Source organism: Microbacterium sp. JZ101 (genome assembly GCF_053903175.1).
In genome coordinates, this window is record NZ_CP096400.1 from 3421223 (window position 1) to 3445576 (window position 24354).

Annotated in this window: 23 protein-coding genes and 1 pseudogene; 14 read left to right on the forward strand and 10 right to left on the reverse strand. The window is 71.3% G+C overall.

The annotated features are described in order from the left end of the window. Positions 1-23: 23 nt before the first annotated feature. Entirely contained in the window at positions 24-1247 is a 1224-nt protein-coding gene (locus M1D56_RS15730) for a sugar ABC transporter substrate-binding protein (protein ID WP_456284166.1), read from the reverse strand. Between the two features lie 161 nt (positions 1248-1408). Between M1D56_RS15730 and M1D56_RS15735 the strand changes: the two genes are divergently transcribed. The 6 genes from M1D56_RS15735 (at position 1409) to M1D56_RS15760 (ending at position 6760) form a co-directional block, all read left to right on the forward strand. Further along, the gene (locus M1D56_RS15735) at positions 1409-2425 is read left to right on the forward strand and encodes a LacI family DNA-binding transcriptional regulator (RefSeq protein ID WP_271174187.1); all 1017 of its coding nucleotides are present in this window, start codon (positions 1409-1411) and stop codon (positions 2423-2425) included. Between the two features lie 96 nt (positions 2426-2521). Beyond that, the gene (locus tag M1D56_RS15740; RefSeq protein WP_271174188.1) at positions 2522-2893 is read left to right on the forward strand and encodes a GntR family transcriptional regulator; all 372 of its coding nucleotides are present in this window, start codon (positions 2522-2524) and stop codon (positions 2891-2893) included. Positions 2894-2907: 14 nt separating this feature from the next. Next, on the forward strand, positions 2908-3819 hold the full coding sequence (locus tag M1D56_RS15745; protein ID WP_455969731.1) for an ABC transporter ATP-binding protein: 912 nt from the start codon (positions 2908-2910) through the stop codon (positions 3817-3819). Further along, positions 3816-4547 carry a hypothetical protein gene (locus tag M1D56_RS15750; protein WP_456284167.1) on the forward strand — a complete coding sequence of 244 codons (732 nt, stop codon included), beginning with the start codon at positions 3816-3818 and terminating at the stop codon, positions 4545-4547. Before M1D56_RS15745 ends, M1D56_RS15750 begins: the two co-directional genes overlap by 4 nt. Before the next feature lie 108 nt (positions 4548-4655). Then, complete coding sequence (locus M1D56_RS15755; RefSeq protein ID WP_456284168.1) at positions 4656-5882, forward strand: NAD(P)/FAD-dependent oxidoreductase; 1227 nt, start codon at positions 4656-4658, stop codon at positions 5880-5882. Next, positions 5879-6760 (forward strand): RNA polymerase sigma-70 factor, encoded by an 882-nt coding sequence (locus M1D56_RS15760; RefSeq protein ID WP_456284169.1) that lies wholly within the window; start codon positions 5879-5881, stop codon positions 6758-6760. The genes M1D56_RS15755 and M1D56_RS15760 overlap by 4 nt, the downstream gene beginning before the upstream one ends. Here the strand turns inward: M1D56_RS15760 and M1D56_RS15765 are convergent. The 4 genes from M1D56_RS15765 to M1D56_RS15780 are packed head-to-tail and all read right to left on the reverse strand — an operon-like array spanning position 6757 to position 10694. Beyond that, positions 6757-7065: a chorismate mutase gene (locus M1D56_RS15765; RefSeq protein ID WP_282980542.1), complete on the reverse strand. Its 309-nt coding sequence runs from the start codon at positions 7063-7065 to the stop codon at positions 6757-6759. The genes M1D56_RS15760 and M1D56_RS15765 overlap by 4 nt on opposite strands. 20 nt (positions 7066-7085) lie before the next feature. Then, positions 7086-8510 carry a lactonase family protein gene (locus tag M1D56_RS15770; RefSeq protein WP_456284170.1) on the reverse strand — a complete coding sequence of 475 codons (1425 nt, stop codon included), beginning with the start codon at positions 8508-8510 and terminating at the stop codon, positions 7086-7088. Between the two features lie 56 nt (positions 8511-8566). Beyond that, positions 8567-9406 carry an SMP-30/gluconolactonase/LRE family protein gene (locus tag M1D56_RS15775; protein ID WP_456284171.1) on the reverse strand — a complete coding sequence of 280 codons (840 nt, stop codon included), beginning with the start codon at positions 9404-9406 and terminating at the stop codon, positions 8567-8569. Between the two features lie 4 nt (positions 9407-9410). Continuing rightward, the gene (locus tag M1D56_RS15780; protein ID WP_456284172.1) at positions 9411-10694 is read right to left on the reverse strand and encodes an adenylosuccinate synthase; all 1284 of its coding nucleotides are present in this window, start codon (positions 10692-10694) and stop codon (positions 9411-9413) included. 229 nt (positions 10695-10923) lie between these two features. Between M1D56_RS15780 and M1D56_RS15785 the strand changes: the two genes are divergently transcribed. From M1D56_RS15785 to argG, 6 genes are all read left to right on the forward strand, one after another. Beyond that, positions 10924-12276, forward strand: a complete 1353-nt coding sequence (locus M1D56_RS15785) for a M20/M25/M40 family metallo-hydrolase (protein ID WP_271174774.1) — start codon at positions 10924-10926, stop codon at positions 12274-12276. 194 nt (positions 12277-12470) lie between these two features. Further along, the gene (locus M1D56_RS15790) at positions 12471-14159 is read left to right on the forward strand and encodes a DUF222 domain-containing protein (protein ID WP_456284173.1); all 1689 of its coding nucleotides are present in this window, start codon (positions 12471-12473) and stop codon (positions 14157-14159) included. A 78-nt stretch (positions 14160-14237) separates the two neighbouring features. Then, positions 14238-15287 (forward strand): aldo/keto reductase, encoded by a 1050-nt coding sequence (locus M1D56_RS15795; RefSeq protein ID WP_456284174.1) that lies wholly within the window; start codon positions 14238-14240, stop codon positions 15285-15287. 254 nt (positions 15288-15541) lie between these two features. Further along, entirely contained in the window at positions 15542-16603 is a 1062-nt protein-coding gene (locus M1D56_RS15800) for a D-cysteine desulfhydrase family protein (protein ID WP_456284175.1), read from the forward strand. A gap of 49 nt (positions 16604-16652) precedes the next feature. Continuing rightward, on the forward strand, positions 16653-17414 hold the full coding sequence (locus M1D56_RS15805; RefSeq protein ID WP_456284176.1) for a Pr6Pr family membrane protein: 762 nt from the start codon (positions 16653-16655) through the stop codon (positions 17412-17414). A gap of 54 nt (positions 17415-17468) precedes the next feature. Beyond that, positions 17469-18887, forward strand: coding sequence for an argininosuccinate synthase (gene argG / locus M1D56_RS15810; protein ID WP_271172447.1), 1419 nt, complete (start codon positions 17469-17471; stop codon positions 18885-18887). A gap of 56 nt (positions 18888-18943) precedes the next feature. On the opposite strand, the gene M1D56_RS15815 is transcribed toward argG, so the two are convergent. Continuing rightward, positions 18944-19162, reverse strand: a complete 219-nt coding sequence (locus tag M1D56_RS15815; RefSeq protein WP_271172448.1) for a PLDc N-terminal domain-containing protein — start codon at positions 19160-19162, stop codon at positions 18944-18946. A 121-nt stretch (positions 19163-19283) separates the two neighbouring features. Here M1D56_RS15815 and M1D56_RS15820 point away from each other — a divergent pair, with 121 nt between their 5' ends. After that, complete coding sequence (locus M1D56_RS15820) at positions 19284-19694, forward strand: VOC family protein (RefSeq protein WP_271172449.1); 411 nt, start codon at positions 19284-19286, stop codon at positions 19692-19694. Positions 19695-19734: 40 nt separating this feature from the next. On the opposite strand, the gene M1D56_RS15825 is transcribed toward M1D56_RS15820, so the two are convergent. From M1D56_RS15825 to M1D56_RS15840, 4 genes and pseudogenes are all read right to left on the reverse strand, one after another. Next, positions 19735-20406, reverse strand: coding sequence for a methionine ABC transporter permease (locus M1D56_RS15825; protein ID WP_455969788.1), 672 nt, complete (start codon positions 20404-20406; stop codon positions 19735-19737). Beyond that, positions 20403-21435, reverse strand: a pseudogene (locus tag M1D56_RS15830) (methionine ABC transporter ATP-binding protein). The gene M1D56_RS15825 and the pseudogene M1D56_RS15830 overlap by 4 nt, the downstream one beginning before the upstream one ends. Before the next feature lie 75 nt (positions 21436-21510). Beyond that, positions 21511-22425, reverse strand: a complete 915-nt coding sequence (locus tag M1D56_RS15835; protein WP_271172451.1) for a MetQ/NlpA family ABC transporter substrate-binding protein — start codon at positions 22423-22425, stop codon at positions 21511-21513. A 99-nt stretch (positions 22426-22524) separates the two neighbouring features. Further along, positions 22525-23034, reverse strand: coding sequence for an Lrp/AsnC family transcriptional regulator (locus M1D56_RS15840; protein ID WP_456284177.1), 510 nt, complete (start codon positions 23032-23034; stop codon positions 22525-22527). Positions 23035-23171: 137 nt separating this feature from the next. Here M1D56_RS15840 and ald point away from each other — a divergent pair, with 137 nt between their 5' ends. Beyond that, entirely contained in the window at positions 23172-24269 is a 1098-nt protein-coding gene (gene ald, locus M1D56_RS15845) for an alanine dehydrogenase (protein WP_456284178.1), read from the forward strand. Positions 24270-24354: the final 85 nt, after the last annotated feature.

Below are 24354 nucleotides of genomic sequence, written 5' to 3' on the forward strand. Positions count from 1 at the left end.
CCGGCCGGACGACGGATGGTGGATCAGCCCTGCGAGGCCTGCTCGAAGGCCTCGGCCGGCGTCGCCTTGCCGGTGATCGCGAGCTGGATCGCGTCGTAGATCACGGTGGCGGCCTCCGGCCAGTCCTCGCCGAGCTTGCCGGTGCGGGCGCGGGCGTCCTTGATCTGCTCCGCGAAGGCGGCCATCTCGGGCACCTGCTCGACGTAGTCGTCGATGAGGTCGGTGCGCGTCGGCACGAGGTAGCGGCTCTCGGCGAGCGACATCGAGATGTCGGGGCTCGACATGCACTCGACGAACTCGGCCGCCTTCGCCTGCTTCGCCTCGTCGCCGGTCTGCGGGACGGTCCACACCTCGCCGCCGAGCGGGGCCACGGGCGTCTGGCCCTCCTCGTTCACGGGCACCTGCACCGAGTCCCACTCGACGTCGGTCTCGGCGAGCGCGGGGATCTGCCACGGGCCGTTGATCATCATCGCGGCCTTGCCCGCGACGAACTGGTCCTTGACGTCGCCCTGCTTCCAGTTGACGACGCTCGGCGAGGCGGATCCCGACTCGACGAGGTCGACCCACAGCTGGAGCGCCTCGGCGACCTCGGGGCTCGTGAGGTCGGTCTCGTCGCCGCCGTTCGTCCACATGAACGGCAGGAACTGCCAGCTGCCCTCGTAGTTCGCGATGGCCGAGAACGCGATGCCGTACTGGTCGCCCTGCGTGAGCTTGGCGGCGGCGTCCTTGAGCTCGTCCCACGTCTTCGGCGGCTCGATGCCCGCCTCCTCGAGCGCGGTCACGTTGTAGAACAGGCCGAGCGTGTTGACGGCCGGCCCGATGCCGTAGACCTCGCCCTCGTACGTCGCGGCGTCGAGGATCCCCTGCGCGAAGCCCGAGGTGTCGACGTCGAAGTCGCTGAGCGGCGCGAGGCCGCCGGTGGCGGCGATCTCCTGCACGTCGGGGTTGTCGAGCATGAGCACGTCGGGCAGCGTGCGCGACGACGAGCGCTGGAGCACGGTCTGGATGAGGTCGGCGCCGGGGACGGTCTCGCGGTCCAGCTCGACGCCGACCTCGGCGGCGCACGTGTCGAGGGCCTCCTGCACGAGGGTCTTGTCGGGCTCGTTGTTGTAGTAGTCGAGCACGGTGAGCGTGCCGGCGTCGCCGGAGCCCTGGCCGCCGCCGCCTCCGCCGCTGCACGCGGCAAGAGCGAGGGGGACGGCGGCGAGGGCCGCGGTGGCGGTGAGAGCGCGGGTCCTGGTGCGCATGGCGATACTCCTTCGTACGCGGTGGCGGGTGCGGATCCAGCGCTTCCCCTTCGGGCGGTTAAGCGCTTAGATGCTGTGTGAAAGAGTATGGGTTCGGGAGCGGTAAGTTGTCAACCCCACGGTTTGTCACGGCTCGATCTCGGGGAGAGGAGGATGATCGGATGGCCACGATGCAGCAGGTCGCGGAGCGCGCGGGCGTGTCGATCGCGACGGTCTCCTTCGTCGTGAACGGCTCGAAGAAGGTGCTCCCCCACACCCGCGAGCGCGTCGAGGCGGCCATGCGCGAGCTCGGCTACTCGCGCAACCACGCCGGCAGCGCCCTCGCCCGCGGGCGGACCGACATCATCGCGCTCCTCTACCCGGCCTTCGAGCGCAACCTCAGCGGAACCGCCATGACGTTCTTCACGAGCGCGGCTGACCGCGCGCGCGAGCGCGGGTACACGCTCGTGCTCTGGCCCGCCCACAACGAGGCCGCGGAGATCACCGAGCTCACCGCAAGCGGCCTCGTCGACGGCGTGCTCCTCATGGAGGTCCAGCTCGAGGACGGGCGAGTCGACCGCCTCAAGGAGGGACGGACGCCCTTCGCCCTCATCGGGCGCACGCAGGATCCGGAGGGGATGGCCTGGGTCGACGTCGACTTCGCCTCCTCGGTCGAGACCGCGATCGAGGAGCTCGTCGCGCTCGGCCACACGTCGATCCTCTACATCTCCGGCGCGACCGAGAAGCGCTTCGTGGCGCACGGAGGCGTGGCCCGCGCCCGCGAGTCGTATCTCCAGACCATGGCGCAGTCGGGGCTCACGGCGACGACGCTGACCTGCGGGGAGAACTCGGCGGCCGGTCGCCTCCTCGCTGCCGAGCTCGTGGAGCACCACCCCGACGCGACCGCGATCATCCTCATGAACGAGCATGCCGCGCCCGGGCTCGCGATCGGGCTCGCGCAGCACGGCGTGAGGGTGCCCGACGACCTGTCGATCATCTCGATCGGCACATCCGCGCACATGGCCTCGATGGCCGAGCCCGTCCTCACCCACATGGACTCCCCCGCCGCCGAGCTCGGCCGACTCGGTGTCGACGCGATCATCGAGCGCATCAACGAGCCCGACCGCCCGCTGCCGCAGACGCTCATCCCCTGCACGCCCGGCGAGGGCGCCTCCGTCGCGCGCGCTCCCCGCCGCTGACCGCAGCCATCCGAGATCCCTCTCGAAGAGGGGTTGACGCGCGCCCGCTTCCATGGTTCACTAGTCGAGTAACTAACCGATCAACCGGAGGTCGCCGTGATCGAAGAAGGCAAGCCCCTGTTCGTGCAGATCGCCGAGCAGGTCGAGGACTCGATCGTCGACGGGAGCCTCGCCGAAGAGGCGCAGGCCCCGTCCACGAACGAGCTCGCCGCCTTCTACCGGATCAACCCGGCGACCGCCGCGAAGGGAGTGAACATGCTCGTCGACAAGGGAGTTCTCTACAAGCGCCGCGGCATCGGCATGTTCGTCTCCCCGGGGGCGCGCGAGCTGCTGCTCGGCGAGCGGCGCAGCGCGTTCGCCGACCGCTACGTGCAGCCCCTGCTCGTCGAAGCCCGCAAGCTCGGGCTCGGGCCCGACGACGTCGCCGACCTCGTGCGCGAGCACGCCGCCCAGACCGCCTCTTCGTGATCGAGAAGGACACCATGAACCCCGTCATCGAGGTCCGGAACCTCACCAAGCGCTACAAGGACAAGCTCGCCCTCGACGATGTCAGCTTCGACATCGAGAAGGACACGATCTACGGCTTCCTCGGCCGCAACGGCGCCGGCAAGACGACCGCCATGTCGATCCTCACGGCCCAGAACTTCGCCACGAGCGGAGAGGTGCGCGTCTTCGGCGAGCGCCCCTACGAGAACGCGCACGTGCTCAGCCGCATGTGCTTCGTGCGGGAGAGCCAGAAGTACCCCGACGACGCGACCCCGCGTCACGCGCTGGCCGCCGCGCGGCTGTTCTTCCCGCACTGGGATCAGGACTTCGCCGACGCCCTCGTCGACGACTTCCAGCTGCCCCTCAAGCGCACGATCAAGAAGCTCTCCCGCGGTCAGCTCTCTGCCGTCGGCGTCATCATCGGGCTCGCTTCGCGCGCCGAGATCACGTTCTTCGACGAGCCCTATCTCGGGCTCGACGCGGTCGCACGGCAGATCTTCTACGACCGGCTGATCGCCGACTACGCCGAGCACCCGCGGACGATCCTCCTCTCGAGCCACCTCATCGACGAGGTCGCGAACCTCATCGAGCGCGTGCTCGTGATCGACGACGGCCGCATCATCATGGATGAGTCGACCGACGACGCCCGCGCGCAGGCCACCAACGTGGTCGGCGACGCCGCCGCCGTGGAGGCGGCCATCCGCGGCCGGGAGGTCATCCACCGAGAGAGCCTCGGTCGCGTGACCTCGGTCACCTTCCTCGGCCCGATCGACGACGCCGAGCGGGCCGAGCTCGCGGCGGCGGGCCTCGACCTCGCCCCTGTCTCCCTGCAGCAGCTCATCGTCCGGCGCACGCAGCGCATCTCCGCGCACACCGGCGCCGGCACCCAGGAAGGAGCACTCCGATGACCGCCCTCTCGACCCCCGAGCACGTCACGCCGCACGGCCGCACGCTCAAGGTCGTGCGCCTGCAGTTCATCAACACGCAGACCTTCATCTGGGTGCCGCTGATCGTGCTCGGCGGCGCGTGGCTCGTGACCCTGCTCGTGTACCTGATCCTCGAGGGCGCCGGCGTCGACGGCCCCAAGTACGGCGGCGGATCGCAGGCCCCGATGTGGTACTTCGCGGTGGTGGGCGCGTATGCCATGACGCTCACCTTCCCGTTCTCGCAGGCAATGAGCCTCACGCGGCGCGAGTTCTTCCTCGGCTCGATGATCGCCGCGGCCGTGAGCGCGCTCGGCCTCTCGGCGGTGTTCGTCGCCATCGGCCTCTTCGAGCAGGCGACCGGCGGATACGGGATCAACGGCTACTTCGCGTACCTCGACTGGGTGTGGGAGGCGGGCGCCCTCGGCGCCGGCTTCACGTTCTTCGTGCTCACCATGCTGTTCTTCACGGTCGGCTTCTGGTTCGCGACGGTCTACAAGCGGTTCGGGCCCGCCATGCTGACGGTCGCGATCCTCGCCTCGGTGCTCCTGCTCGTGGGCGTCGCCGCGCTCATCACCTGGCAGCAGGCCTGGCCCGAGGTCGGGGCCTGGGTCATCCAGAGCGGCGCCGTCGGGCTGTCGCTGTGGGGCCTGCTGCTCGGCGCGGTGCTCGCGGCCGGGTCGTACGCGACGCTGCGGCGGATGCCCGCCTGACCGCGGATGGCGATGGCCGCTTCCCGAGGGAGGCGGCCATCGCGGCGTCCTGTCACACATCCGCCTCGGCCGGCGTCTCCATGTCGAAGGCTCGACAGAGGAGGCATCATGGGGAACGTGACGGGACGCAGGACCGAGGTCGTCGTCATCGGCGGCGGCTACGCGGGAGTGCTGGCGGCGAACCGCCTCACGCTCCGCGACGACGTGGCGGTGACGCTCGTGAACGCGCGCGATCGCTTCGTCGAGCGGGTGCGCCTCCACCAGCTCGTGGGCGGATCGGATGACGCCGTCGTCGACTTCGGCGACCTGCTCGCGAAGCGGGTCCGCCTTGTCGTCGACACCGTGACCGAGATCGACGCGCCCCGCCGGCGGCTCGTGCTCGAGAAGGGCGAGCCGCTCGCGTACGACTACCTCGTCTACGCCGTGGGCAGCACGAGCGGGCCGCTCGAGGTGCCCGGCGCCGCGGAGCACGCGCTCCCCCTCGCGACGCTCGAGGAGGCCGAGCGGGTGCGCGCGGCACTCGGGAGCGCTCCCGTCGACGCGCCCCTCGTCGTCGTGGGCTCGGGCCCGCTCGGCATCGAGACCGCCGCGGAACTCGCCGAGCTCGGCCGCCGCGTGACGCTCGTGTGCGGGCGCGTTCTCAGCCCGTACAGCCACGAGAGCGCGCGCGGGACCATCCGCCGCCGTCTCGAGAGCCTCGGGGTGCAGCTGCTCGAGGGGACGACCGCCGTGCGCGTCACGCGCGCATCCGTCGAGCTCGCCGACGGGCGCTCGACCCCGAGCGCGGTCACGATCTGGACCGCGGGCTTCGCCGCCGCGGATCTCGCGCGCCGCAGCGGCCTCTCGACCGACGCGGACGGCCGACTGCTCGCCGACGAGACGCTCACGAGCATCGACGACGACCGCATCGTCGCGACCGGCGACGCGGCCTCGCCGCAGGGCGTGCCGCTGCGGATGAGCTGCCAGGCCGCGCTGCCGCTCGGGTCGCACGCCGCCGACACGGTGCTGCAGCGGATCGCGGGAGGCGCACCCGCCGGCTTCGACCGCGGCATCGCGGCGATGTGCGTGAGCCTCGGGCGCCGCTTCGGCGTGTTCCAGTTCGCGCGCTTCGACGACACCGCCATCCGCCTGCATGTGCCCGGCCGACTCGGCGCGCTCCTCAAGGAGGAGGCGTGCAAGAGCCCGATCTCGCAGATCAGGGCCGAGGCGCGCCGCCCCGGGACGCATCGGTTGCCGGTCAAGGACGGCCGGCGCGCCGAGCGCGTGCGCGCGGCATCGGATGGCGCGAGCCGGCTCGGCGAGAGCGGCGAGCGCCCGGCGGCGAGCGCGGCATGAGCGCCCCCGCGACCGAGGCGTTCGTCCGCCACCGCAACCTGCTCTTCACCGTGGCGTACGAGATGCTCGGCTCGGCCGCCGACGCCGAGGACGTGCTGCAGGAGGCCTGGCTGCGCTGGTCGGGTGTGGACCAGGACGAGGTTCGCGACGAGCGCGCGTACCTCGTGCGGATCGTCACGCGCCTGTCTCTCGATCAGATCCGGACGCTGAGCCGCCGCAAGGAGACGTACGTCGGCGAGTGGCTGCCCGAGCCGCTGCGGACGACCCCCGACGTCGCCGAGGACGTCGAGCTCGCCGAGAGCGTGTCGATGGCGCTCATGGTCGTGCTCGAGACGCTCGCACCCACCGAGCGGGCCGTGTTCGTGCTGAGGGAGGCGTTCGGGTTCGACTACGCCGAGATCGCGGAGTCGCTCGACAAGTCGCCCGCGGCCATCCGCCAGATCGCGCATCGCGCGCGGGCGCACGTGGAGGCCCGTCGTCCCCGGCAGACGGTGTCGACGCGCGAGGCGCGCGTCGCCGTCGCGGCGATGCAGCGGGCGATCGAGGAGGGCGACTTCCAGGCGCTGCTCGACGTGCTCGCGCCCGACGTCGTCATGATCGCCGACGGCGGCGGCCGGAAGCAGGCCGCGGTGCGCCCGATCGTGGGCGCCGACCGCGTCGTGCGCCTGCTCACGGGCGGCATGGCGAAGCACGGCGGGGTGCTGACCTCGGCGCCCGCCGACCTCAACGGCACGCCGGCGCTGCTGCTGTCGGTCGACGGGGAGGTCGATGGAGCCCTGGCCCTGCGCGTCGAGGACGGGCTCGTCACGGGGCTCTACTACGTGCGGAACCCCGAGAAGCTCTCGCGCATCGCGACCGAGACGGCGCTCTCGCGCTAGCTCTGGCGCTCTTCGGCCGCGGCCTCGTGGTGGCGGATGACCTCGGCGACGACGAAGTTGAACCACTTCTCGGCGAACTCGGGGTCGAGGTGCGCGGCCTCGGCAAGTGCGCGCAGCCGCGCAACCTGCTGCTCCTCGCGCTTCGGGTCGGACGCCGGGAGGGCGTGCTCGGCCTTGAGGCGGCCGACCTGCTGCGTGCAGCGGAAGCGCTCGGCGAGCATGTAGACGAGCGCGGCGTCGATGTTGTCGATGCTGGCGCGCAGGCGCAGCAGCTCGGCGCGGGCTTCCTCGTCGTTCAGGCTCATGCCATCGAGGGTACCGGCCCTCAGCGCGTGGGCAGGAGGTGCGTCGGGGTCGCCAGCGGCAGGCGGTGCCGCGGTCGGGAGGGCACGCCCGTGCGCGTGTCGAGCGGGAGCGAGACGATCTCGCTCGACCCCTGGCCCGCGACGAGCAGGGCGTCGCGCCCGACGAAGTGGTGCCGCGGCGTCACGACGCCCGCCTCGACGAGCGCGACCTGATCGAGCGAGCCGCCGTCTCCTCGCACCCTCAGCACGGCGATCGTGTCGCTGCCGCGCAGGCCCGCGTAGAGGAACTCGCCGTCGCGCGAGCGGGCGAGCTCGGCGCCGGTGTCGCCGGCGAGCGATGCGCCCGACGCGGGCGATCCGCCGCGCAGCGCCCAGCGGCCATCCCGATCGCGCCCGAGCACGAAGACCTCGCCCGAGAACTCGGTGAGCACGTAGAGGTATCCGCTCGGGTGCAGCACCATGTGCCGCGGCCCGGTGCCGAACGGGAGCACGACCTCGTGGTGCGGCGCGAGCCCGCGCGCCGAGTGCCGCCAGAAGCGCACGAGGTCGTAGCCGAGGTCGGTCGTCGCGACGAGCCCGCCGGGCAGGAAGAGCGCCGAATGCGCGCGGGACGGCCGGGGCTCGGATGGCGCGCGGCCGCCCGCCTGCACGTCGCGATCTGCGGCGCGCGCGTCTCGGAGAAGCGTCTCGAGGTCGCCGTCGTCGTCGCGCTTCGCGAGGAGGTCGCGCACGGCGGGATCGTCGAACGGGTCGGACGCGCCCTGGCCGAGCGCGGCGAGGAGGCCTGCCAGACCGTCGTCCTCCGTGTTCCCCGCGAGCATCGAGGCGATCCGGCTCGGGTCGGCGTCGCCCTCGACGAGGGCGCGCAGGTCCATCGCGCCCTCCCATGACGGCTGCGCGCTCTGCTCGCCCGCGAGGAGGGCGGCGATGTCGGTCGGCTCGGCGCCCTGCGCCAGGAGATCCTTCACGTCCACCGTGCCCTCGCCCTCGAGCGCGGCGCCGAGGTCGGGCTCGGGTGCCGCGGCATACGGGTCGGCGGCCGCTGCGCCGAGCGCCGGCGCAGCGAGCGTCCCATCCGGACGCAGCGGGACGTGCACGACCCGTCCATCGCCCCAGCACGACGCGATGAGGTGCGAGCCGTTGGCCGCGACCGCGAGATGGCACACGGCTGCGCCCGCCTCGACGGCGTCGCCGTGCGGTGCGAGCGAGACCTCCCCCGTCCGCGCGAACGCGGCGATCCGGCCGTCCGCCTCGAGTGCGGCGTAGAAGACCTCGCGGGTCGGGTGGGCGGCGAGCCACGACGCCGATTCGGCGCGCGCGGCCAGGCCGCGGTCGGCGAGCATGCCTCCGGCGAGCGGCGACTCCGCCTCCCCCGCCGTGATGAGCGAGATGCCCTCGGACTCCCCGCCCTGCGCAGGGCCCCAGCCGCCGATCCAGAACTTCATGTGGCCATCCTCTCGCGCCGGGGCGCCTCCCCGCTGCCGGACGGGTGACGCGCGGGCTATGCCGCCCCGCGGGTCGCCGTGCGGATGCGGTAGAGGCTCGTCGTCGCCGTGATGAAGAGCTCGTCGCCATCGACGCCGCCGAAGCACACATTCGACACGACCTCAGGCACGGCGATGAAGGCCGCCTCGCGGCCGTCGCGCTCGTACACGTGCACGCCGTCGCCCGCCGACGACCACACGCGGCTGTCGACGTCGACCGCGATGCCGTCGGAGTGGCCCACGGCCGGTGCCGCGAAGCGACGGCCGTTCCCCACCGCGCCACCCTCCACGTCGTAGGCATGGATCGCCGGAGCGGCACCCGTGTCGGTCACGTAGAGGATCGTGCCGTCGGGCGAGAACGCGATGCCGTTGGGGCGGTCGAGGTCGCGGACGACGGGCGCGAGCGTGCCGTCGGGATCGAGCCGGAACACCCAGCACGCCCCGTACTCGCGCTCGCCCGGGTGCCCCTCGAGCGGCTGCGTGATGCCGTAGTCGGGGTCCGTGAACCAGTACGCGCCGTCCGCGGCGATGGCGACGTCGTTCGGGGAGTTGAGCCGCACGCCGTCGTACCCGTCCGCGAGAGCCGACACCGTGCCATCCGCCCGCTCTCGCTCGAGCCGCCGACGGCCGTGCGAGCACTGCACGACGCTGCCGTCCCGATCGAGCGCGCGCCCGTTCGTGAACTCGACGCCCGTGCGGTGCTCGGTCGCATCGCCGGTCGCCGCATCCCACCGGAGGATGCGGTCGCCCGGGATGTCGCTCCAGCGCACGCAGCCCTCGTCGGGGATCCACAGCGGCCCCTCGCACCAGGTTCCGCCCGTCCAGAGCCGCTCGAGCGCGGCGCCCGCGGCGATCATGCGCTCAGATGAGGTCGTGGCGCACGATCACCTGGTCGCGGCCGGGGCCGACGCCGATGACCGAGATGCGCGTGCCGCTCATCTCCTCGAGCGCGAGCACGTAGTCCTGCGCGGTCTGCGGCAGGTCCTCGAACGTGCGCGCCGACGAGATGTCCTCGCTCCAGCCCGCGTAGTGCTCGAGGATCGGCGTCGCGTGGTGGAAGTCGCTCTGGTTGACCGGCACCTCGTCGAAGCGCTCGCCGTTCACGTCGTACGCGACGCACACGGGGATCTTCTCGAGCCCCGTGAGGATGTCGAGCTTCGTGAGGACGAGGTCGGTGATGCCGTTGATGCGGGTCGCGTAGCGCGTGATGGGGGCGTCGTACCAGCCGACCCGGCGCGGACGCCCGGTCGTCGTGCCGAACTCGAAGCCCGCCGCACGCAGCCAGTCGCCCTGCTGGTCGAAGAGCTCGGTCGGGAACGGGCCCGACCCGACGCGCGTCGTGTAGGCCTTGACGATGCCGACGATGCGGTCGAGGCGGCCGGGGCCGACGCCCGATCCGGTCGCGGCGCCGCCCGCGGTCGCCGACGACGACGTCACGAACGGGTAGGTGCCGTGGTCGATGTCGAGCATGGTGGCCTGGCCGCCCTCGAACACCACGACCTCGCCCGCGTCGAGCGCCTTGTTGAGGAGGAGGCCGGTGTCGCACACCATCGGGCGCAGGCGCTCCGCGTACGACAGGAGGTCCTCGACGATCTCATCGCACGTGATGCCGCGCCGGTTGAAGACCTTCACGAGCAGGTGGTTCTTCTGCTCGAGCGCGCCCTCGACCTTCTGGCGGAGGATGCTCTCGTCGAACAGGTCCTGCACGCGGATGCCGACGCGGTTGATCTTGTCGGCGTAGGCGGGGCCGATCCCGCGCCCGGTCGTGCCGATCTGGCGCTTGCCGAGGAAGCGCTCGGTGACCTTGTCGAGCGTGCGGTGGTACTGCGTGATGATGTGCGCGTTCGCGCTCACGCGGAGCTTCGAGACGTCGATGCCGCGCGCCGAGAGCGCGTCGAGCTCGGCGAAGAGCACCTCGAGGTCGATGACGACGCCGTTGCCGATGACGGGGTTCACCCCGGGGCTCAGGATGCCGGAGGGCAGGAGGTGCAGGGCGTACTTCTCGTCGCCGATGACGACGGTGTGCCCGGCGTTGTTGCCGCCGTTGAACTTGACGACCCAGTCGGTCCGCTCGCCGAGCAGATCGGTCGCCTTGCCCTTGCCCTCGTCGCCCCACTGGACGCCCACGATCACGATGCCCGGCATGGAATACCCCCTGATGGGTCGTTGTGCCCGGATGCCCGGAACGGCTCCCGGCGGAGGCGTGCGTGTGCCGCGGCGCTCTCCCTGGCCATCCTATCGGGGGCGGTCCGCGGCGCCCGCTGAGCTGCCACGGGGCGTCATCGGCCTCGGGATTGCCAGCGTTCTCCGATACCGTCGAGGGGATGCGCATGTGGAACCTCCCTCTCCAGCCGGCGCGGATGGCGGCGGCGCGATGAGCGCGCGCCTCGGGCTGCAGACGGCTCAGCTTCTGCAGGAGATGATCCGCAACGCGGCGGTGAACGACGGCCGTCCGGACTCCGGCCACGAGATCCGCCAGGTGCGCACCCTGCAGAGCTTCTTCGAGGGATCCGGGCTCGACGGCGTCGTCGTCGAGCCGCATCCAGGCCGCGGGAGCCTCATCATCCGCATCCCGGGCACCGACCCGCACGCGCCGTCCCTCGCCCTCCTCGGGCACACCGACGTCGTGCCCGTCGAGGAGGCCGGATGGGAGCGCGATCCGTTCGGCGGCGAGATCGTCGACGGCGTGCTGTGGGGCCGCGGCGCGATCGACATGCTCAACCTCACGGCGGCCTACGCCGTCGTCACGCGGGAGATCGCACGGCAGCGGTTCCGCCCGCGCGGCGACCTCGTCTTCGCCGCCGTCGCCGATGAGGAGAACGGCGGCCACTACGGCGCCGGCTGGCTCACCGAGCACCGGCTCGACCTCATCGACGCCGACTACGTTCTGACCGAGTCGGGCGGCGCCCCCGCGGGCGGCAAGCCCGCGATCGGCATCATGATCGGCGAGAAGGGCCAGGCGCCGCGCACGCTGCGCGTCACGGGCGTCCCGGGCCACGGCTCGGCCCCGTGGGGATCGCGCAACGCCGCCGTCATCGCGGCCGAGGCCGTCGCGCGCATCGCGCGGTTCCGCACGCCGACCGTGATCACACCGCAGTGGCACGCGTACGCCGACGCGCTCGAGCTCGACGCGGAGACGACCGCGAAGCTGCAGGACCCCGAGCGCCTCTACGAGGGCCTGCCCGCGACCGGCCTGCTGCAGGGGTTCGCGCACGCGTCGACGCACACGACCATCTCGCCGAACGTCGTGCACGCGGGCGACAAGCTCAACGTGATCCCCGGCGAGGCGACCGTGCGCCTCGACATCCGCGTCCTCCCCGACGTCGACGCGGCGGATGTCGACGGCTATCTGCGCGAGGCGCTCGGTGACCTGCTCGAGAACGTGCGCATCGAGGGCGACGAGTTCGTGCAGTCGACCGTCTCGCCCACCGACACTCCTCTCTTCGACGTGCTGCGCGGGGCGGTCCGCCGCGCGCGCCCCGACGCCGACCTGCTGCCGATGCTCGCCGCAGGCGGCACGGACGGGCGCTTCTACCGGCTGCGCGGCGTGCCGGCCTACGGCTTCGGCGTGCTCAGCGACCGCTGGGACTACGGCAAGTTCCGCACCCTCTTCCACGGGCACAACGAGCGCATCGATCTCGAGTCGCTCGACCTCACGGTGGACGCGATCGACCACGTCGTGCGCGAGTTCCTCGGGCGCGATCACGGCGTGCGCGTGAAGCGCTGAGCGCACCCGCATCTCCCCTGCGCACGCGGCTGTGCGCCGAGGTGTGCTGGCGTCTGGTGTGCTGTCGTCTGGTGCGCTGGCGCTTGGTGTGCTGGGTGGATGTCGGTGGTGTGTGCTAGCGCTCGTCGCAGAAACATCCCGATCAGAGGAAGAAAAGTATTGCGCTTGTCGTATCGATGTTCTATGCTGAATACATGGCGAAGGAGCCAGGATTCGAACCTCTCTTCCCGGGCGCGGCGGTCCGGGACGCGCTGACGCGGCTGGAAGGGCTGGCCGAGGGCGTGCGTGAGGTGACGGACGCGGACCTGATCGCGTTCGCGGGTGAGGTCGAGCACCTCGGGCGCACGCTCGATGCGCTGCGCACCCGGGTCGCGGGAGAGGTCGATGCCCGCTCCCGCCGCGGTGACGACGACCCGCTCGCGGGCCGGTACGGGTGCCGCACCGGGCTGGAGCTGCTCGAACGCCTCACCGGGGCGTCGAACCGGGAGCTGCGCGGGCGGGTGCGGCTGGATGAGGCCACCCGCACCCGCACCGCCCTGACCGGGGAGGACCTCGATCCCCGGTGCGTGCACGTGGCCGCCGGGCTCGCGTCCGGACTGCTCGGTGCAGAAGCGGCCGCGGGGATCGTGAAGGCCGTCGACACCGCCCGCCGCGGCGGCGGGCACCCCGACCGGGTCGAGCTCATGGAACGCCACCTCGTCGCCCTCGCCACCGGCACCATCACCCCCGACACCGACCCCGACACGGACACGGGCGTTGCCGACGCGGACGCGGAGGCCGACGCGGGCGCGGATGCGGACGCGGACGCGGGGCGGGATCCGCTGGAGGAGCTCGCGCCGGTCCCGCCGCTGTCGGTGGTGAACGTGCACGCGCAGGCGTGGATCGACGTGCTCACCGCCGACGGCACCGAACCCGACCCCGACCGGCCCGAACGCGACCGCACCCTGAACCTCACACCCCTGCCCAGCGGAGCCTTCCGGGTCAACGGCACCCTCGTCCCCGAAGCCGGCGCCCTCCTGCAGAACCTCCTCTCCGCCCACACCAACCCCGCCCGCAACGTCACCTTCACCAAAACCAGCGACGGCGACGCGGGCGACGGGCCGGACAGCAAGGACGGGGACGTTGACGCGGGAGGGAATGCCGCGGACGATGCCGGACTCGACGACGGCATCGGCGCGGAGTTCGGTCCGGTCATGCCGGACACCCGCTCACCGGCGCAGAAGCGGCACGACGCGTTCTTCGCGATGATCCAGGCCGCCTCACGCGCCGCCGAGACCCCCACCCTCGGCGGCGCCGCCCCCACCGTCATGATCCACATCACCGCCGACGACCTCACCACCACAGACCCCACCGGCGACGGCCCGCACGACAACCCGGCCCACGGCACGGGTTCCGCGTTCGCCCGCCCGCGGCACGGCATCGCGCACCTCGACGGCGTCGACGCGCCCGTCCCCGCGACCGTGGCCCGCCGGATCGGATGCACCGGAGACATCCTCCGCGCCGTGTTCACCCCCGAAGGACGCATCCTCGAGCTGCGCAGCATCCAACGCTGCTTCACCCCCACCCAGCGCAAAGCGATCGTCGCCCGCGACGGAGGATGCATCATCCCCGGCTGCACCATCCCCGCCGCCTGGTGCGAAATCCACCACGTCGAAGACCATGCCCGAGGCGGACCCACCGAAACCGACAACGGCGTCCTGCTCTGCTGGTGGCACCACCACCACCTCGACACCTCCGGCTGGAACATCCACATGCACCACGGCGTGCCCTACATCGTCCCGCCACGATGGATCGACCGCGACTGCACACCCCGCCCCGCACAAGGATCCGCCACCCACATACGCACCCGCATCCGCCGCACCCTCACCCGCATCCGCACCTGACCCACCACGGCACACCTTGCTGACTGCCTCGACTGCCGACGGCCCCGACCTGGGTGGATGGCCGGTACGCTCGCGTTCGTGAGCGCAACCGACACCCGGACATCCGCCCTCGTCGACCTCGGAGACGGCCTGCGCGTCTCACCGCAGGGATACGGCGGCATGTCCCTCACGGACGTGTACGGCCCGATCTCCGATGACGACGCCCTCCGCACGCTCACGCACGCGGTCGATGCGGGCGTGACGTTCATCGACACCGCGAACGTGTACGGCGAGGGCCGCAGCGAGCGCATCATCTCGCGGCTCCTCGCCACGCGTCGCGACGAGGTGCAGCTCGCGACGAAGTGCGGCATCGTGCCCGGCGGCCGCATCGGCGAGAGGTCGGTGCGCGGCGACCGCGCCCACATCCGCGAGCAGATCGACCTCAGCCTCAGCCGCCTCGGCACCGACCACGTCGACCTCTACTACCAGCACCGCGTCGACCCGAACGTGCCCATCGAGGAGACCGTCGGCGCGTTCGCGGAGCTCGTGCAGGAGGGCAAGGTCCTCCACATCGGCCTCTCGGAGCCCACCGGAGACGAGCTGCGCCGGGCCGCTGCCGTCCATCCGATCGCCGCCGTGCAGAGCGAGTGGAGCATCGTCAGCCGCGACGTCGAAGCGCACGTCGTCTCGGCAGCGCGCGAGCTCGGCGTGGGCTTCGTGCCCTACTCCCCGCTCAGCAGGCAGTGGCTCACCGGCGCGTTCGACGCCGCGGCGATGGTCGAGGGCGACGGGCGGCCGAAGTTCCCGCGCTTCGCGACCGAGGCGCTCGCAGCCAACGCGCCGATCCTCGCCGAGGTCCGCGACCTCGCGACCGAATCCGGCGTGACGCCCGCACAGCTCGCGCTCGCCTGGCTCTCCGCGAAGGGCGAGCAGCTGGGGCTCCCGGTCGTGCCCATCCCCGGCACGCGCTTCGCCGACCGCGTCGACGAGAACCTCGGCGCCGTCGGAGTGCGCCTCGACCCGGAGGTCGTCGCGCGACTCGACAGCATCGCAGACCGGGTCACGGCGCACCGCTCGTTCGACCCGCTGTGGGTCTCGGATGGCCGCGAGCAGCCGGGCGCTCCGCAGAACCCGCGGCCGACCACCTGACCGTCAGGCCCGTTCGTCGACGAGCGGCTCCAGCGCAAGGGCCGCGACGACCGCGATGAGCGGAAGGGCGACGAGCGCCTGCAGGATCGCTTCCATGATGCCTCCTCCCCGGATGCACCCTGCATCCAGGCATCCAGAGAACAGGCCGCGCCCCGGCGGTGCCCCTGTGCGGGCTCAGAACGGCCTGCGCGGAGCCTGATGAGGTCGCAGGGAACGCTCGGAATCCCCTGACGATGCGGCCTATGCTGACGGGCATGACCGCCGATGCGCTCCTCGACCCGCTCTTCCTCGATGTCGCGGATCCGGCCATCCGAGACCTCCGCACCCTGCGCGAGGATCTCGCGGTCGCGCCGACGCCCCTGCAGCCGCTCGACCGGCTGCGCGACAAGCTGGGCGGCGGTCCGCGGCTCTGGGTCAAGCGCGACGACCTGACGGGTCTCGCCCTGGGCGGCAACAAGACGCGCAAGCTCGAGTACCTCCTCGCGGACGCACGGCAGCACCGCGCCGACGTGCTCGTCACGGTCGGCGCCGGCCAGTCGAACCACGCCCGCCAGACGGCGGCCGCCGCGGCCAAGGCCGGGCTCGAGTGCGTCCTCGTGCTGCGGGTGCCCGCCGACGCGACGCCCGAGTACCGCGGCTCGGGCAACGTACTCCTCGACCGGGCGCTCGGGGCGCAGGTCGTGCTCGTCGAGGAGACGGCGGATGACGTGCACCCCGAGATCGCGGCGGCCGACGCGGTCGTCGCGCAGCTCCGGCAGGACGGGCTCCGGCCCTACCTCATCCCGACGGGAGGCTCGACACCGGTCGGCGCCCTCGGGTACCTCGAGTCGTACGCGGAGCTCGCCGACAGCGGCCGCACCTTCGACGAGATCGTCTTCGCGAACGGCAGCGGCGGCACGCATGCGGGCCTCCTCGCGGCCCGTGAGCTCCTTCCCGGCGCCGGTCGCCCGCGGATCCACGGCGTCGCCGTCTCGCCCGAGGTCGACGCCCTGACCGACACCGTCGAGTGGATCTCGCGCGAGGTGCTCGGGTTCTTCGGGCGCGAGCCCGCCGAGTCGCCCTGGCTCGACGCGGCGCACATCGGCCCGGGCTACGGCGTCCTGACGGAGGGCGGCACTGAGGCCATCCAGCTCTTCGCGCGCACCGAGGGCATCCTCCTCGACCCGGTCTACACGGGGAAGGCGGCGGCTGCGCTCATCGCCGGCGTCCGCTCGGGCGCGTACTCCGAGGACGAGGACGTGCTGTTCCTGCACACGGGCGGCGCTCCTGCGCTGTTCGCGCACGCTCCCGCGCTCACGGAGGCGTTCTCGAGCTGAGCCGCGCGGTGCTCCCGCCCTGCCCAGCCCGGCGGATAGTCTCGGCGGCATGACCGCAGATTCGCGCGCCTGGACCACGGCATGGCAGATCGCGCGCGTCGCGACCGCGATCGCCCTGGTCTCGGCGACCGCTGCGCAGTTCTCGCGGACGGTCGGCAACGCGCTGACGAAGACGGAGGCGCACGCGTCTCACCTGCCGACCGTGATCTCGAACTTCTTCAGCTACTTCACGATCGAGTCGAACCTCTCGAGCGCCATCCTGCTCGTGGTCGCCGCGATCTGGACGTGGAGCCGCGGTCGCGACGGCCGCCGCGAGCCAGCGGGACTGTCGCTTCTGCTCGCCTGCGTCTCGACGTACATGATCGTGACGGGCGTCGTCTACAACATCCTCCTTCGCGGCATCGAGGACCCGACGACCTCGGTCGCGTGGGCGAACGAGGTGCTCCACGTCGTCGGCCCGCTCTTCCTGCTCGCCGACGTGCTCGTCGCCCCGCGACGCGGCGCCCTGCCCTGGCGCGCGCTGGCCGTCGTGATCGCCTTCCCCGTCGTCTGGGCCGTGTACACGCTGCTCCGCGCGAACGCGATCACGGGGCCGGCGACCGGCAACCCCTGGTGGTACCCGTATCCGTTCCTCGATCCGCATCTCCAGGGCGGATACGGAGGGGTCGCGCTGTACATCGTCGGCATCGCCGCGGCCATGGGCGTCATCGGCGCGGCCGTCATCGGCGTGGGGCGCTGGCGCGCAGCGCGCACGGCGACCGAGCGGATGGCCGCCGGCCGGCTCCCCGAGGAGCGCACGCCGATCGCGTAGCGCCGGATGGCCGCCGAATCGGGCGGGGAGCCGCGCGGCTCTAGGATGGAGAGCATGTCGAAGGTCCTGGAATCCCTCCCCGTCGGCGAGCGCGTCGGCATCGCCTTCTCCGGGGGTCTCGACACCTCCGTCGCGGTCGCGTGGATGCGCGACAAGGGCGCCATCCCGTTCACCTACACCGGCGACCTCGGGCAGCCCGATGAGGACGACATCGAGTCGATCCCCGGCCGCGCCCTGACCTACGGCGCGGAGGCCTCGCGCCTCATCGACTGCAAGCCGCTGCTCGTCGAGGAGGGTCTGTCGGCCCTCGCGTGCGGCGCGTTCCATATCCGCTCGGCGGGTCGCACCTACTTCAACACGACGCCCATCGGGCGCGCGGTCACGGGCACGCTGCTCGTGCGCGCGATGAAGGAGGACGGCGTCGACATCTGGGGCGACGGGTCCACCTACAAGGGCAACGACATCGAGCGCTTCTACCGCTACGGTCTGCTCGCCAACCCGCGCCTGCGCATCTACAAGCCGTGGCTCGACGCGCAGTTCGTCTCCGAGCTCGGCGGGCGCAAGGAGATGAGCGAATGGCTCGTCGCGCACGACTACCCCTACCGCGACTCCGCGGAGAAGGCGTACTCGACCGACGCGAACATCTGGGGCGCCACGCACGAGGCGAAGACCCTCGAGGAGCTCGACGTCTCGCTCGAGACCGTCGAGCCCATCATGGGCGTCCGCTTCTGGGACCCGGCCGTCGAGATCGAGACCGAGGACGTCACGGTCACGTTCGACGCCGGACGGCCGGTCGCCCTCAACGGCGTCGAGTTCTCCGACCCGGTCGCGCTCGTCTTCGAGGCCAACCGCATCGGCGGCCGCCACGGCCTCGGCATGAGCGACCAGATCGAGAACCGCATCATCGAGGCGAAGTCGCGCGGCATCTACGAGGCGCCGGGCATGGCGCTCCTCTTCATCGCCTACGAGCGCCTCGTGAACGGCATCCTCAACGAGGACACCCTCGCGACGTACCACGAGCAGGGTCGCCGCCTCGGCCGTCTCATGTACGAGGGCCGCTGGCTCGAGCCGCAGTCGCTCATGCTGCGCGAGTCCATCCAGAAGTGGGTCGGCTCGACGATCACCGGCACCGTCACCCTGCGCCTGCGCCGCGGCGAGGACTACACGATCCTCGCCACCGAAGGCCCCGGCCTGTCCTACGCACCCGAGAAGCTCTCCATGGAGCGCGTCGGCGACGCCGCGTTCGGCCCGACCGACCGCATCGGCCAGCTCACCATGCGCAACCTCGACATCGCCGACTCGCGCTCGCGCCTCGAGGGCTACGTCTCGCGCGGCCTCATCGGCGGCACGACGGGCGAGCTCATCGGCGCCCTCGAGAAGGGCGAGGCCGAGGAGATCACGGCCGGCACGGAGGCCGACGAGGCACTCGACGCCGCGGGCGAGTCCGCCGCGTTCGACACCGGCACGGACTGAGCCACGTTCTGACGAAGCGGCCCCTCCGATCGGAGGGGCCGCTTCGTCGTACCGGATCAGCGCCCGATGCTCGCGTTGATCCGGTCGTGCGCGATGACCCAGATGATGAGCCCCACGAGCGGGAACGCCAGGATCACGATAATCCACAGCAGTTTGAGCACACCGCCGATGGCGGGGTCGGCGATGGTCTTCACGATGGCGTAGATGATCGCGCCCAGCCAGATGAGGCCGGCCACGCCGATCCCGATCACGCCGATGATGCCGAGGATGTCCATGGGCTCACCCTAGGTCGGGTCGCGTCGCGATGCGTTCACGAGACGGCCTTCCGGATGTCGGCGCCCCGTGCCATCCTCATCTCGGATCCGGGCAGCGGGCCCGGCGGAGAGAGGACATCCCATGGCCTTCAAGATCTCGCCCTACATCAGCTTCGTCGACAACGCCGCGGAGGCGCTCGAGTTCTACCAGAGCGTGCTGGGCGGCACGCTCAACATCTCGAAGATGAGCGAGTACCCCAGCCCGGAGCTCGATGAGGCCGATGCCGACAAGGTGATGCACGGCCAGCTCGAGCTCGAGAACGGCTTCACGCTCATGGCCTCGGACACCCCGACCGGCATGCCGCGCGACGAGGGCGCGAACCTGTCGGTCACGATCTTCGACGGCGACGCCGAGGAGCTCCGCGGCATCTTCGAGAAGCTGGCCGACGGCGGCAGCGTGGTCGTTCCCTTCGAGCAGGCGCCGTGGGGTGACTGGTTCGGCATGCTGTCCGACCGCTTCGGCGTGCAGTGGATGGTCAACAGCGGAGCCTGACGACCTCCGAGGCGGGCCTCCGGCGCTTCGGCGGCCCGCCTCAGCGCCGCAGGATGCGCCGCGCGAGACCGTTGCCGATCGCCTGCACGAGCTGCGTCACGATGATGATCACGACGAGCGCGCTGACGATCACAACAGGGTCGTTCTGGCGGTGCCCGTACGCGATGGCGTAGTTGCCGAGCCCCGTGCCGCCGATCATGCCCGCGACGGCCGACATGTCGATGATCGCGATCGTCGCGAAGGTGTAGCCCAGCACGAGGGGGCCGAGTCCTTCGGGCAGGATCACGGTGAGGATGATGCGCCACGGACCGGCGCCGGTCGAGCGGGCCGCTTCCACGACACCCGGGTCGATCGTGACGAGGTTCTGCTCCACGATCCGCGCGAGGCCGAACGTCGCGGCGATCGAGATCGCGAAGATCGCCGCGGCGTTGCCGATCCCGATCCCGATCACGTAGCGCGCGAGCGGCTGCAGCGCCGCGAGGAAGATGATGAACGGGATGGGGCGGAACGTGTTGACGAGCAGGTTCAGCACCCAGTAGACGACGGGCTGCTGGAGCACGCCACCGCGACGCGTGACGAAGAGCGCTGTGCCCAGGACGAGGCCCGCGATCCCGCCGATGACGAGCGAGGCTGCGACGAGCCACAGCATGATGCCGGTCTGCTCGACGAGCTCCGGGAAGATGTCTCCGATCTGCTCCAGGATGTCGTTCACGCGGCCACCTCCGTCACCGTGACGCCGTCGCCGATCTCGGCGAGAGCGCCGCGCACGGCCTGCTCGTCGCCGCGCACGGCGATCGTCAGGAGGCCGTACACGCGTCCCTGGATGTCGTCCACGCCGCCGTGCACGAGGTTGAAGTCGACCCCCGCTCGCGCGAGGGCGCCGAACACGCGGGCCTCCGACGCGCCCTCGTCCGTGAACGAGATCGTGAAGAAGCGGCCCTCGTGCTGCGTCCGGAGCGCCGCCAGGGCGTCCCCGTCGGGAAGCGCGCGGACCACCGTGCGCACGAAGCGCTTGGCCGTCTCCGTCTGCGGGCGCGTGAAGACGTCATACGTCGGGCCCGATTCGACCACCCGACCGCGCTCCATGACCGCGACCTTGTTCGCGATCCGCGCGATGACATCCATCTCGTGCGTGATGACGACGATCGTGATGCCGAGCTCGCGGTTCACTCGCGCGAGCAGGTCGAGCACCTCGTCGGTCGTCTCCGGGTCGAGGGCGCTCGTCGCCTCATCGGCGAGCAGGATGCCCGGGTTCGCGGCGAGCGCGCGGGCGATCCCGACGCGCTGCTGCTGGCCCCCTGAGAGCTGCTCGGGGTACGCATTCGCCTTGTCCGCGAGCCCGACGAAATCGAGAAGCTCCGCGACCCGCTTCGCGCGCTCGGCCCGGGGCATCCGCGCCACCTCGAGCGGATACGCGACGTTGCCGCTGATCGTGCGCGAGCGCAGCAGATTGAAGCGCTGGAAGATCATGCCGATGCCCTGCCGCACCTCGCGCAGCCGGCGCTCGGGGATGGCCGTGATGTCGGTGCCGTCGACGTCGATCGAGCCGGCCGTCCACCGGCTCGAGGCCGTTGATGAGCCGGACGAGGGTCGACTTGCCAGCCCCCGAGTAGCCGATGATGCCGAACACGTCGCCCCGCTCGATCTCGAGCGAGACGCCGTCGACGGCGACCACCGGTCCGTCGCCGCGCCGCTGCGGCGGATAGCTCTTCGTGACATCGGAGATCGTGATGTGCGGCATGGCTCCTCGGCTCTCGGAAAGCGCGATACGCGGGCGGCCTCGGGCCACCCGCGTATCGTAACGCGGCGGGGTCGGTCAGCCGGCGCTCTGCGCCTGCTCCTGGACCTCCTCGAGCGACGCCTGGAGCTCCTCCTTGGGCGTCTGCACGAACTCGGCCGTGCCGCTCGCGCTCTCCTGAGCGCCGTCGAGCACGTCCTGGTTGGTCTGGTAGATCTCGACGAGCTTGTTCAGCACCTCGTCGTCGACGTCCTCGGCGCGCGTCGCGAAGATGTTGACGTACGGGAGCGCCGAGGGGTCCGACGGGTCGTCCGACGCGATCGCGTCCTCGCCGGTGAGACCGGCGTTCTCCAGGAAGTCGTTGTTGATGATCGCGGCCGCGACGTCGGGCAGCGACGTGCCGATGAGCGATGCGTCCAGGCCCTCGACCTTCACGCGCGACTCGTCCTCGACGACGTCCTCGAGCGTCGAGAAGGGGCTGCCGCCATCCTTCAGCTCGATGAGACCCGCCGACTGGAGGACGAGCAGGCCGCGGGCCTGGTTCGTCGTGTCGTTCGGCACGATGACGGTCTCGCCCTCGGGGATGTCCTCGACGCTGTCGTACTTGTCGGAGTAGAGGCCGAGCGGGTAGATGGCCGTCGAGCCGATGGGCTGCAGGTCGTCTCCGGCCGAGACGTTGTAGTCGGCGAGGTAGAGGATGTGCTGGAACTGGTTGATGTCCAGCTCGCCCTCGCTGAGCGCAGGGTTGGGCTGCGTGTACTCGGTGAAGTCGACGATGTCGACGTAGATGCCCTCCTCCTCGGCCGCCGCCTCGAAGACGGCCCAGTAGGGCTCGCTCGCGCCGACGACGCCGAGCTGAACCGGGTCGGCCTCGGTTCCGCGGGTCTCCGCGGCGGGCTCTTCGGCGGCGTCGCCGCCACCGGAGGCGCAGCCGGCAACGGCCAGGAGGCCGACGACGGCGAGGGGTGCCAGAGTGCGAATGCGGAATGCCATGTGAAGCTCCTCGGGTGCAGGGATTCCACGGTAGGCAGACGCGCCGCCGACCCGCCAACCAGGCGACACAGAGCGCAACAGGATGGCCGTCCGAGCGAGTCAGCGGAACGGCGCTGCCACGGCGTTGCGGTGGTACTCGAAGATGATGCTCGTGCGCGTGGTCGCGACCGACGGCTGCGCGGAGAGATGGTCGACGACGAACTGCCGGACGTCCGATGCGCGCTCGACCGCGATGTGGACGAGGAAGTCGTCGGCGCCGCCGATGAAGAACAGCTGCACGACCTGCGGCAGGCGCCGCACCTCGTCGGCGAACGCGACGATGCTGTCATGCCGCGACCCGGGGCGCAGCGTGACGCCGACCATCGCCTGCAGGCCGCGCCCGAGGCGCTCCTGGTCGACGCTGGCGTGGAAGCCGGTGATGACGCCGCGCTCGACGAGCGAGCGCATGCGGGCGTGGGCGGTCGAGGGCGCGATGTCGAGGGCCGCCGCGAGGTCGACGTTCGTGATCCGCCCCTCGCGCTCGAGGATGGCGAGGATGCGGGCATCGAGGTCGTCGAGCCGCTCGGTTCGAACATCCTTCGATCGCGGGTCGCGTCCGGGGCCATCCATGGACGAAAGCGTAGCGACATCCGCTCTCTTTCCGAAGGATCTTCGGGACCGGATGACCTCGGGCGATGATCCTGCGAGCATCGAAGGAGAGCGGCTCACGAGGCCGCGCGCCGTCGACGGAGACCAGGAGCCCCACCATGCGCATCGGAATCCCCACCGAGATCAAGAACAACGAGAACCGCGTGGCCCTCACGCCGGCGGGCGCCGACGCCCTCGTCCATCGCGGTCACGAGGTGCTCGTGCAGGCGGGCGCGGGGGCCGGATCGCACTTCTCCGATGACGACTACCGCGCCGCGGGCGCCCGCATCGTCTCGGACGCGGAGACGGTGTGGGGCGACGCCGAGCTGCTCGTCAAGGTCAAGGAGCCGATCGCCTCGGAGTACGGCCACCTGCGCGACGACCTGACGCTGTTCGCCTACCTCCACCTCGCCGCCGACCAGCCGCTGACCGACGCGCTCATGGCGGCCGGAACGACGTCCGTCGCGTATGAGACGGTGCAGCTCGCCGACCGGTCGCTCCCGCTCCTCACGCCCATGAGCGAGGTCGCCGGACGCCTCTCGATCGCGGTCGGCGCCTATCACCTCACTCGACCGCAGGGTGGCCGGGGGATGCTGCTCGGCGGCATCGCCGGCGCCCCGCGCGCCGAGGTCGTCGTCATCGGCGGCGGTGTCGCGGGCGAGCATGCCGCGGCGAGTGCGCTCGGCCTCGGCGCGCAGGTCACCGTCATCGACGTGAGCCTGCCGCGCCTGCGCGAGCTCGAGCACCGCTACGGCGGAGCCCTGCAGACGCGGCATTCGACGCGGTACGCGATCGCGGAGGCGCTCGAGCGCGCCGACCTCGTGATCGGATCGGTGCTCATCCCCGGGGCAGCGGCCCCCAAGCTCGTCACCGATGAGATGGTCGCCGCGTTGAAGCCCGGATCGCTGCTCGTCGACATCGCGATCGACCAGGGCGGTTGCTTCGAGGGCTCGCACGCGACGACGCACGACGACCCGACGTTCCCCGTGCACGACAGCCTCTTCTACTGCGTCGCGAACATGCCCGGCGCCGTGCCCGAGACGTCGACGCGGGCTCTGACGAACGCGACGCTGCCCTACATCGCCGCCATCGCCGACCGCGGCTGGCACGCGGCCGCGCAGGCCGACCCCGCCCTCGCGAAGGGGCTCAACGTGTTCGGCGGCTCCGTGACGAACGCGGGCGTCGCCTCGGCCTTCGGCTACGCGCTCGCCAGCTGAGCCCCGGCCGTCTTCCCGAGACCGGTTCCGTCGAGACTAGTCCCGGTCGTCGAGACCGACGCACGGAGCACTAGCCTCGACGACG

Bases quoted from the DNA above. Each gene is read 5' to 3' on its own strand.
- M1D56_RS15770 (WP_456284170.1), bottom strand. From the start codon at position 8,510: ATGAAGTTCTGGATCGGCGGCTGGGGCCCTGCGCAGGGCGGGGAGTCC.
- argG (WP_271172447.1), top strand. From the start codon at position 17,469: ATGTCGAAGGTCCTGGAATCCCTCCCCGTCGGCGAGCGCGTCGGCATC.
- M1D56_RS15765 (WP_282980542.1), bottom strand. From the start codon at position 7,065: ATGAGCCTGAACGACGAGGAAGCCCGCGCCGAGCTGCTGCGCCTGCGC.
- M1D56_RS15805 (WP_456284176.1), top strand. From the start codon at position 16,653: ATGACCGCAGATTCGCGCGCCTGGACCACGGCATGGCAGATCGCGCGC.
- M1D56_RS15785 (WP_271174774.1), top strand. From the start codon at position 10,924: ATGAGCGCGCGCCTCGGGCTGCAGACGGCTCAGCTTCTGCAGGAGATG.
- M1D56_RS15780 (WP_456284172.1), bottom strand. From the start codon at position 10,694: ATGCCGGGCATCGTGATCGTGGGCGTCCAGTGGGGCGACGAGGGCAAG.
- ald (WP_456284178.1), top strand. From the start codon at position 23,172: ATGCGCATCGGAATCCCCACCGAGATCAAGAACAACGAGAACCGCGTG.
- M1D56_RS15745 (WP_455969731.1), top strand. From the start codon at position 2,908: ATGAACCCCGTCATCGAGGTCCGGAACCTCACCAAGCGCTACAAGGAC.
- M1D56_RS15750 (WP_456284167.1), top strand. From the start codon at position 3,816: ATGACCGCCCTCTCGACCCCCGAGCACGTCACGCCGCACGGCCGCACG.
- M1D56_RS15820 (WP_271172449.1), top strand. From the start codon at position 19,284: ATGGCCTTCAAGATCTCGCCCTACATCAGCTTCGTCGACAACGCCGCG.
- M1D56_RS15755 (WP_456284168.1), top strand. From the start codon at position 4,656: ATGGGGAACGTGACGGGACGCAGGACCGAGGTCGTCGTCATCGGCGGC.
- M1D56_RS15790 (WP_456284173.1), top strand. From the start codon at position 12,471: ATGGCGAAGGAGCCAGGATTCGAACCTCTCTTCCCGGGCGCGGCGGTC.
- M1D56_RS15760 (WP_456284169.1), top strand. From the start codon at position 5,879: ATGAGCGCCCCCGCGACCGAGGCGTTCGTCCGCCACCGCAACCTGCTC.
- M1D56_RS15735 (WP_271174187.1), top strand. From the start codon at position 1,409: ATGGCCACGATGCAGCAGGTCGCGGAGCGCGCGGGCGTGTCGATCGCG.
- M1D56_RS15775 (WP_456284171.1), bottom strand. From the start codon at position 9,406: ATGATCGCCGCGGGCGCCGCGCTCGAGCGGCTCTGGACGGGCGGAACC.
- M1D56_RS15815 (WP_271172448.1), bottom strand. From the start codon at position 19,162: ATGGACATCCTCGGCATCATCGGCGTGATCGGGATCGGCGTGGCCGGC.
- M1D56_RS15840 (WP_456284177.1), bottom strand. From the start codon at position 23,034: ATGGATGGCCCCGGACGCGACCCGCGATCGAAGGATGTTCGAACCGAG.
- M1D56_RS15730 (WP_456284166.1), bottom strand. From the start codon at position 1,247: ATGCGCACCAGGACCCGCGCTCTCACCGCCACCGCGGCCCTCGCCGCC.
- M1D56_RS15800 (WP_456284175.1), top strand. From the start codon at position 15,542: ATGACCGCCGATGCGCTCCTCGACCCGCTCTTCCTCGATGTCGCGGAT.
- M1D56_RS15835 (WP_271172451.1), bottom strand. From the start codon at position 22,425: ATGGCATTCCGCATTCGCACTCTGGCACCCCTCGCCGTCGTCGGCCTC.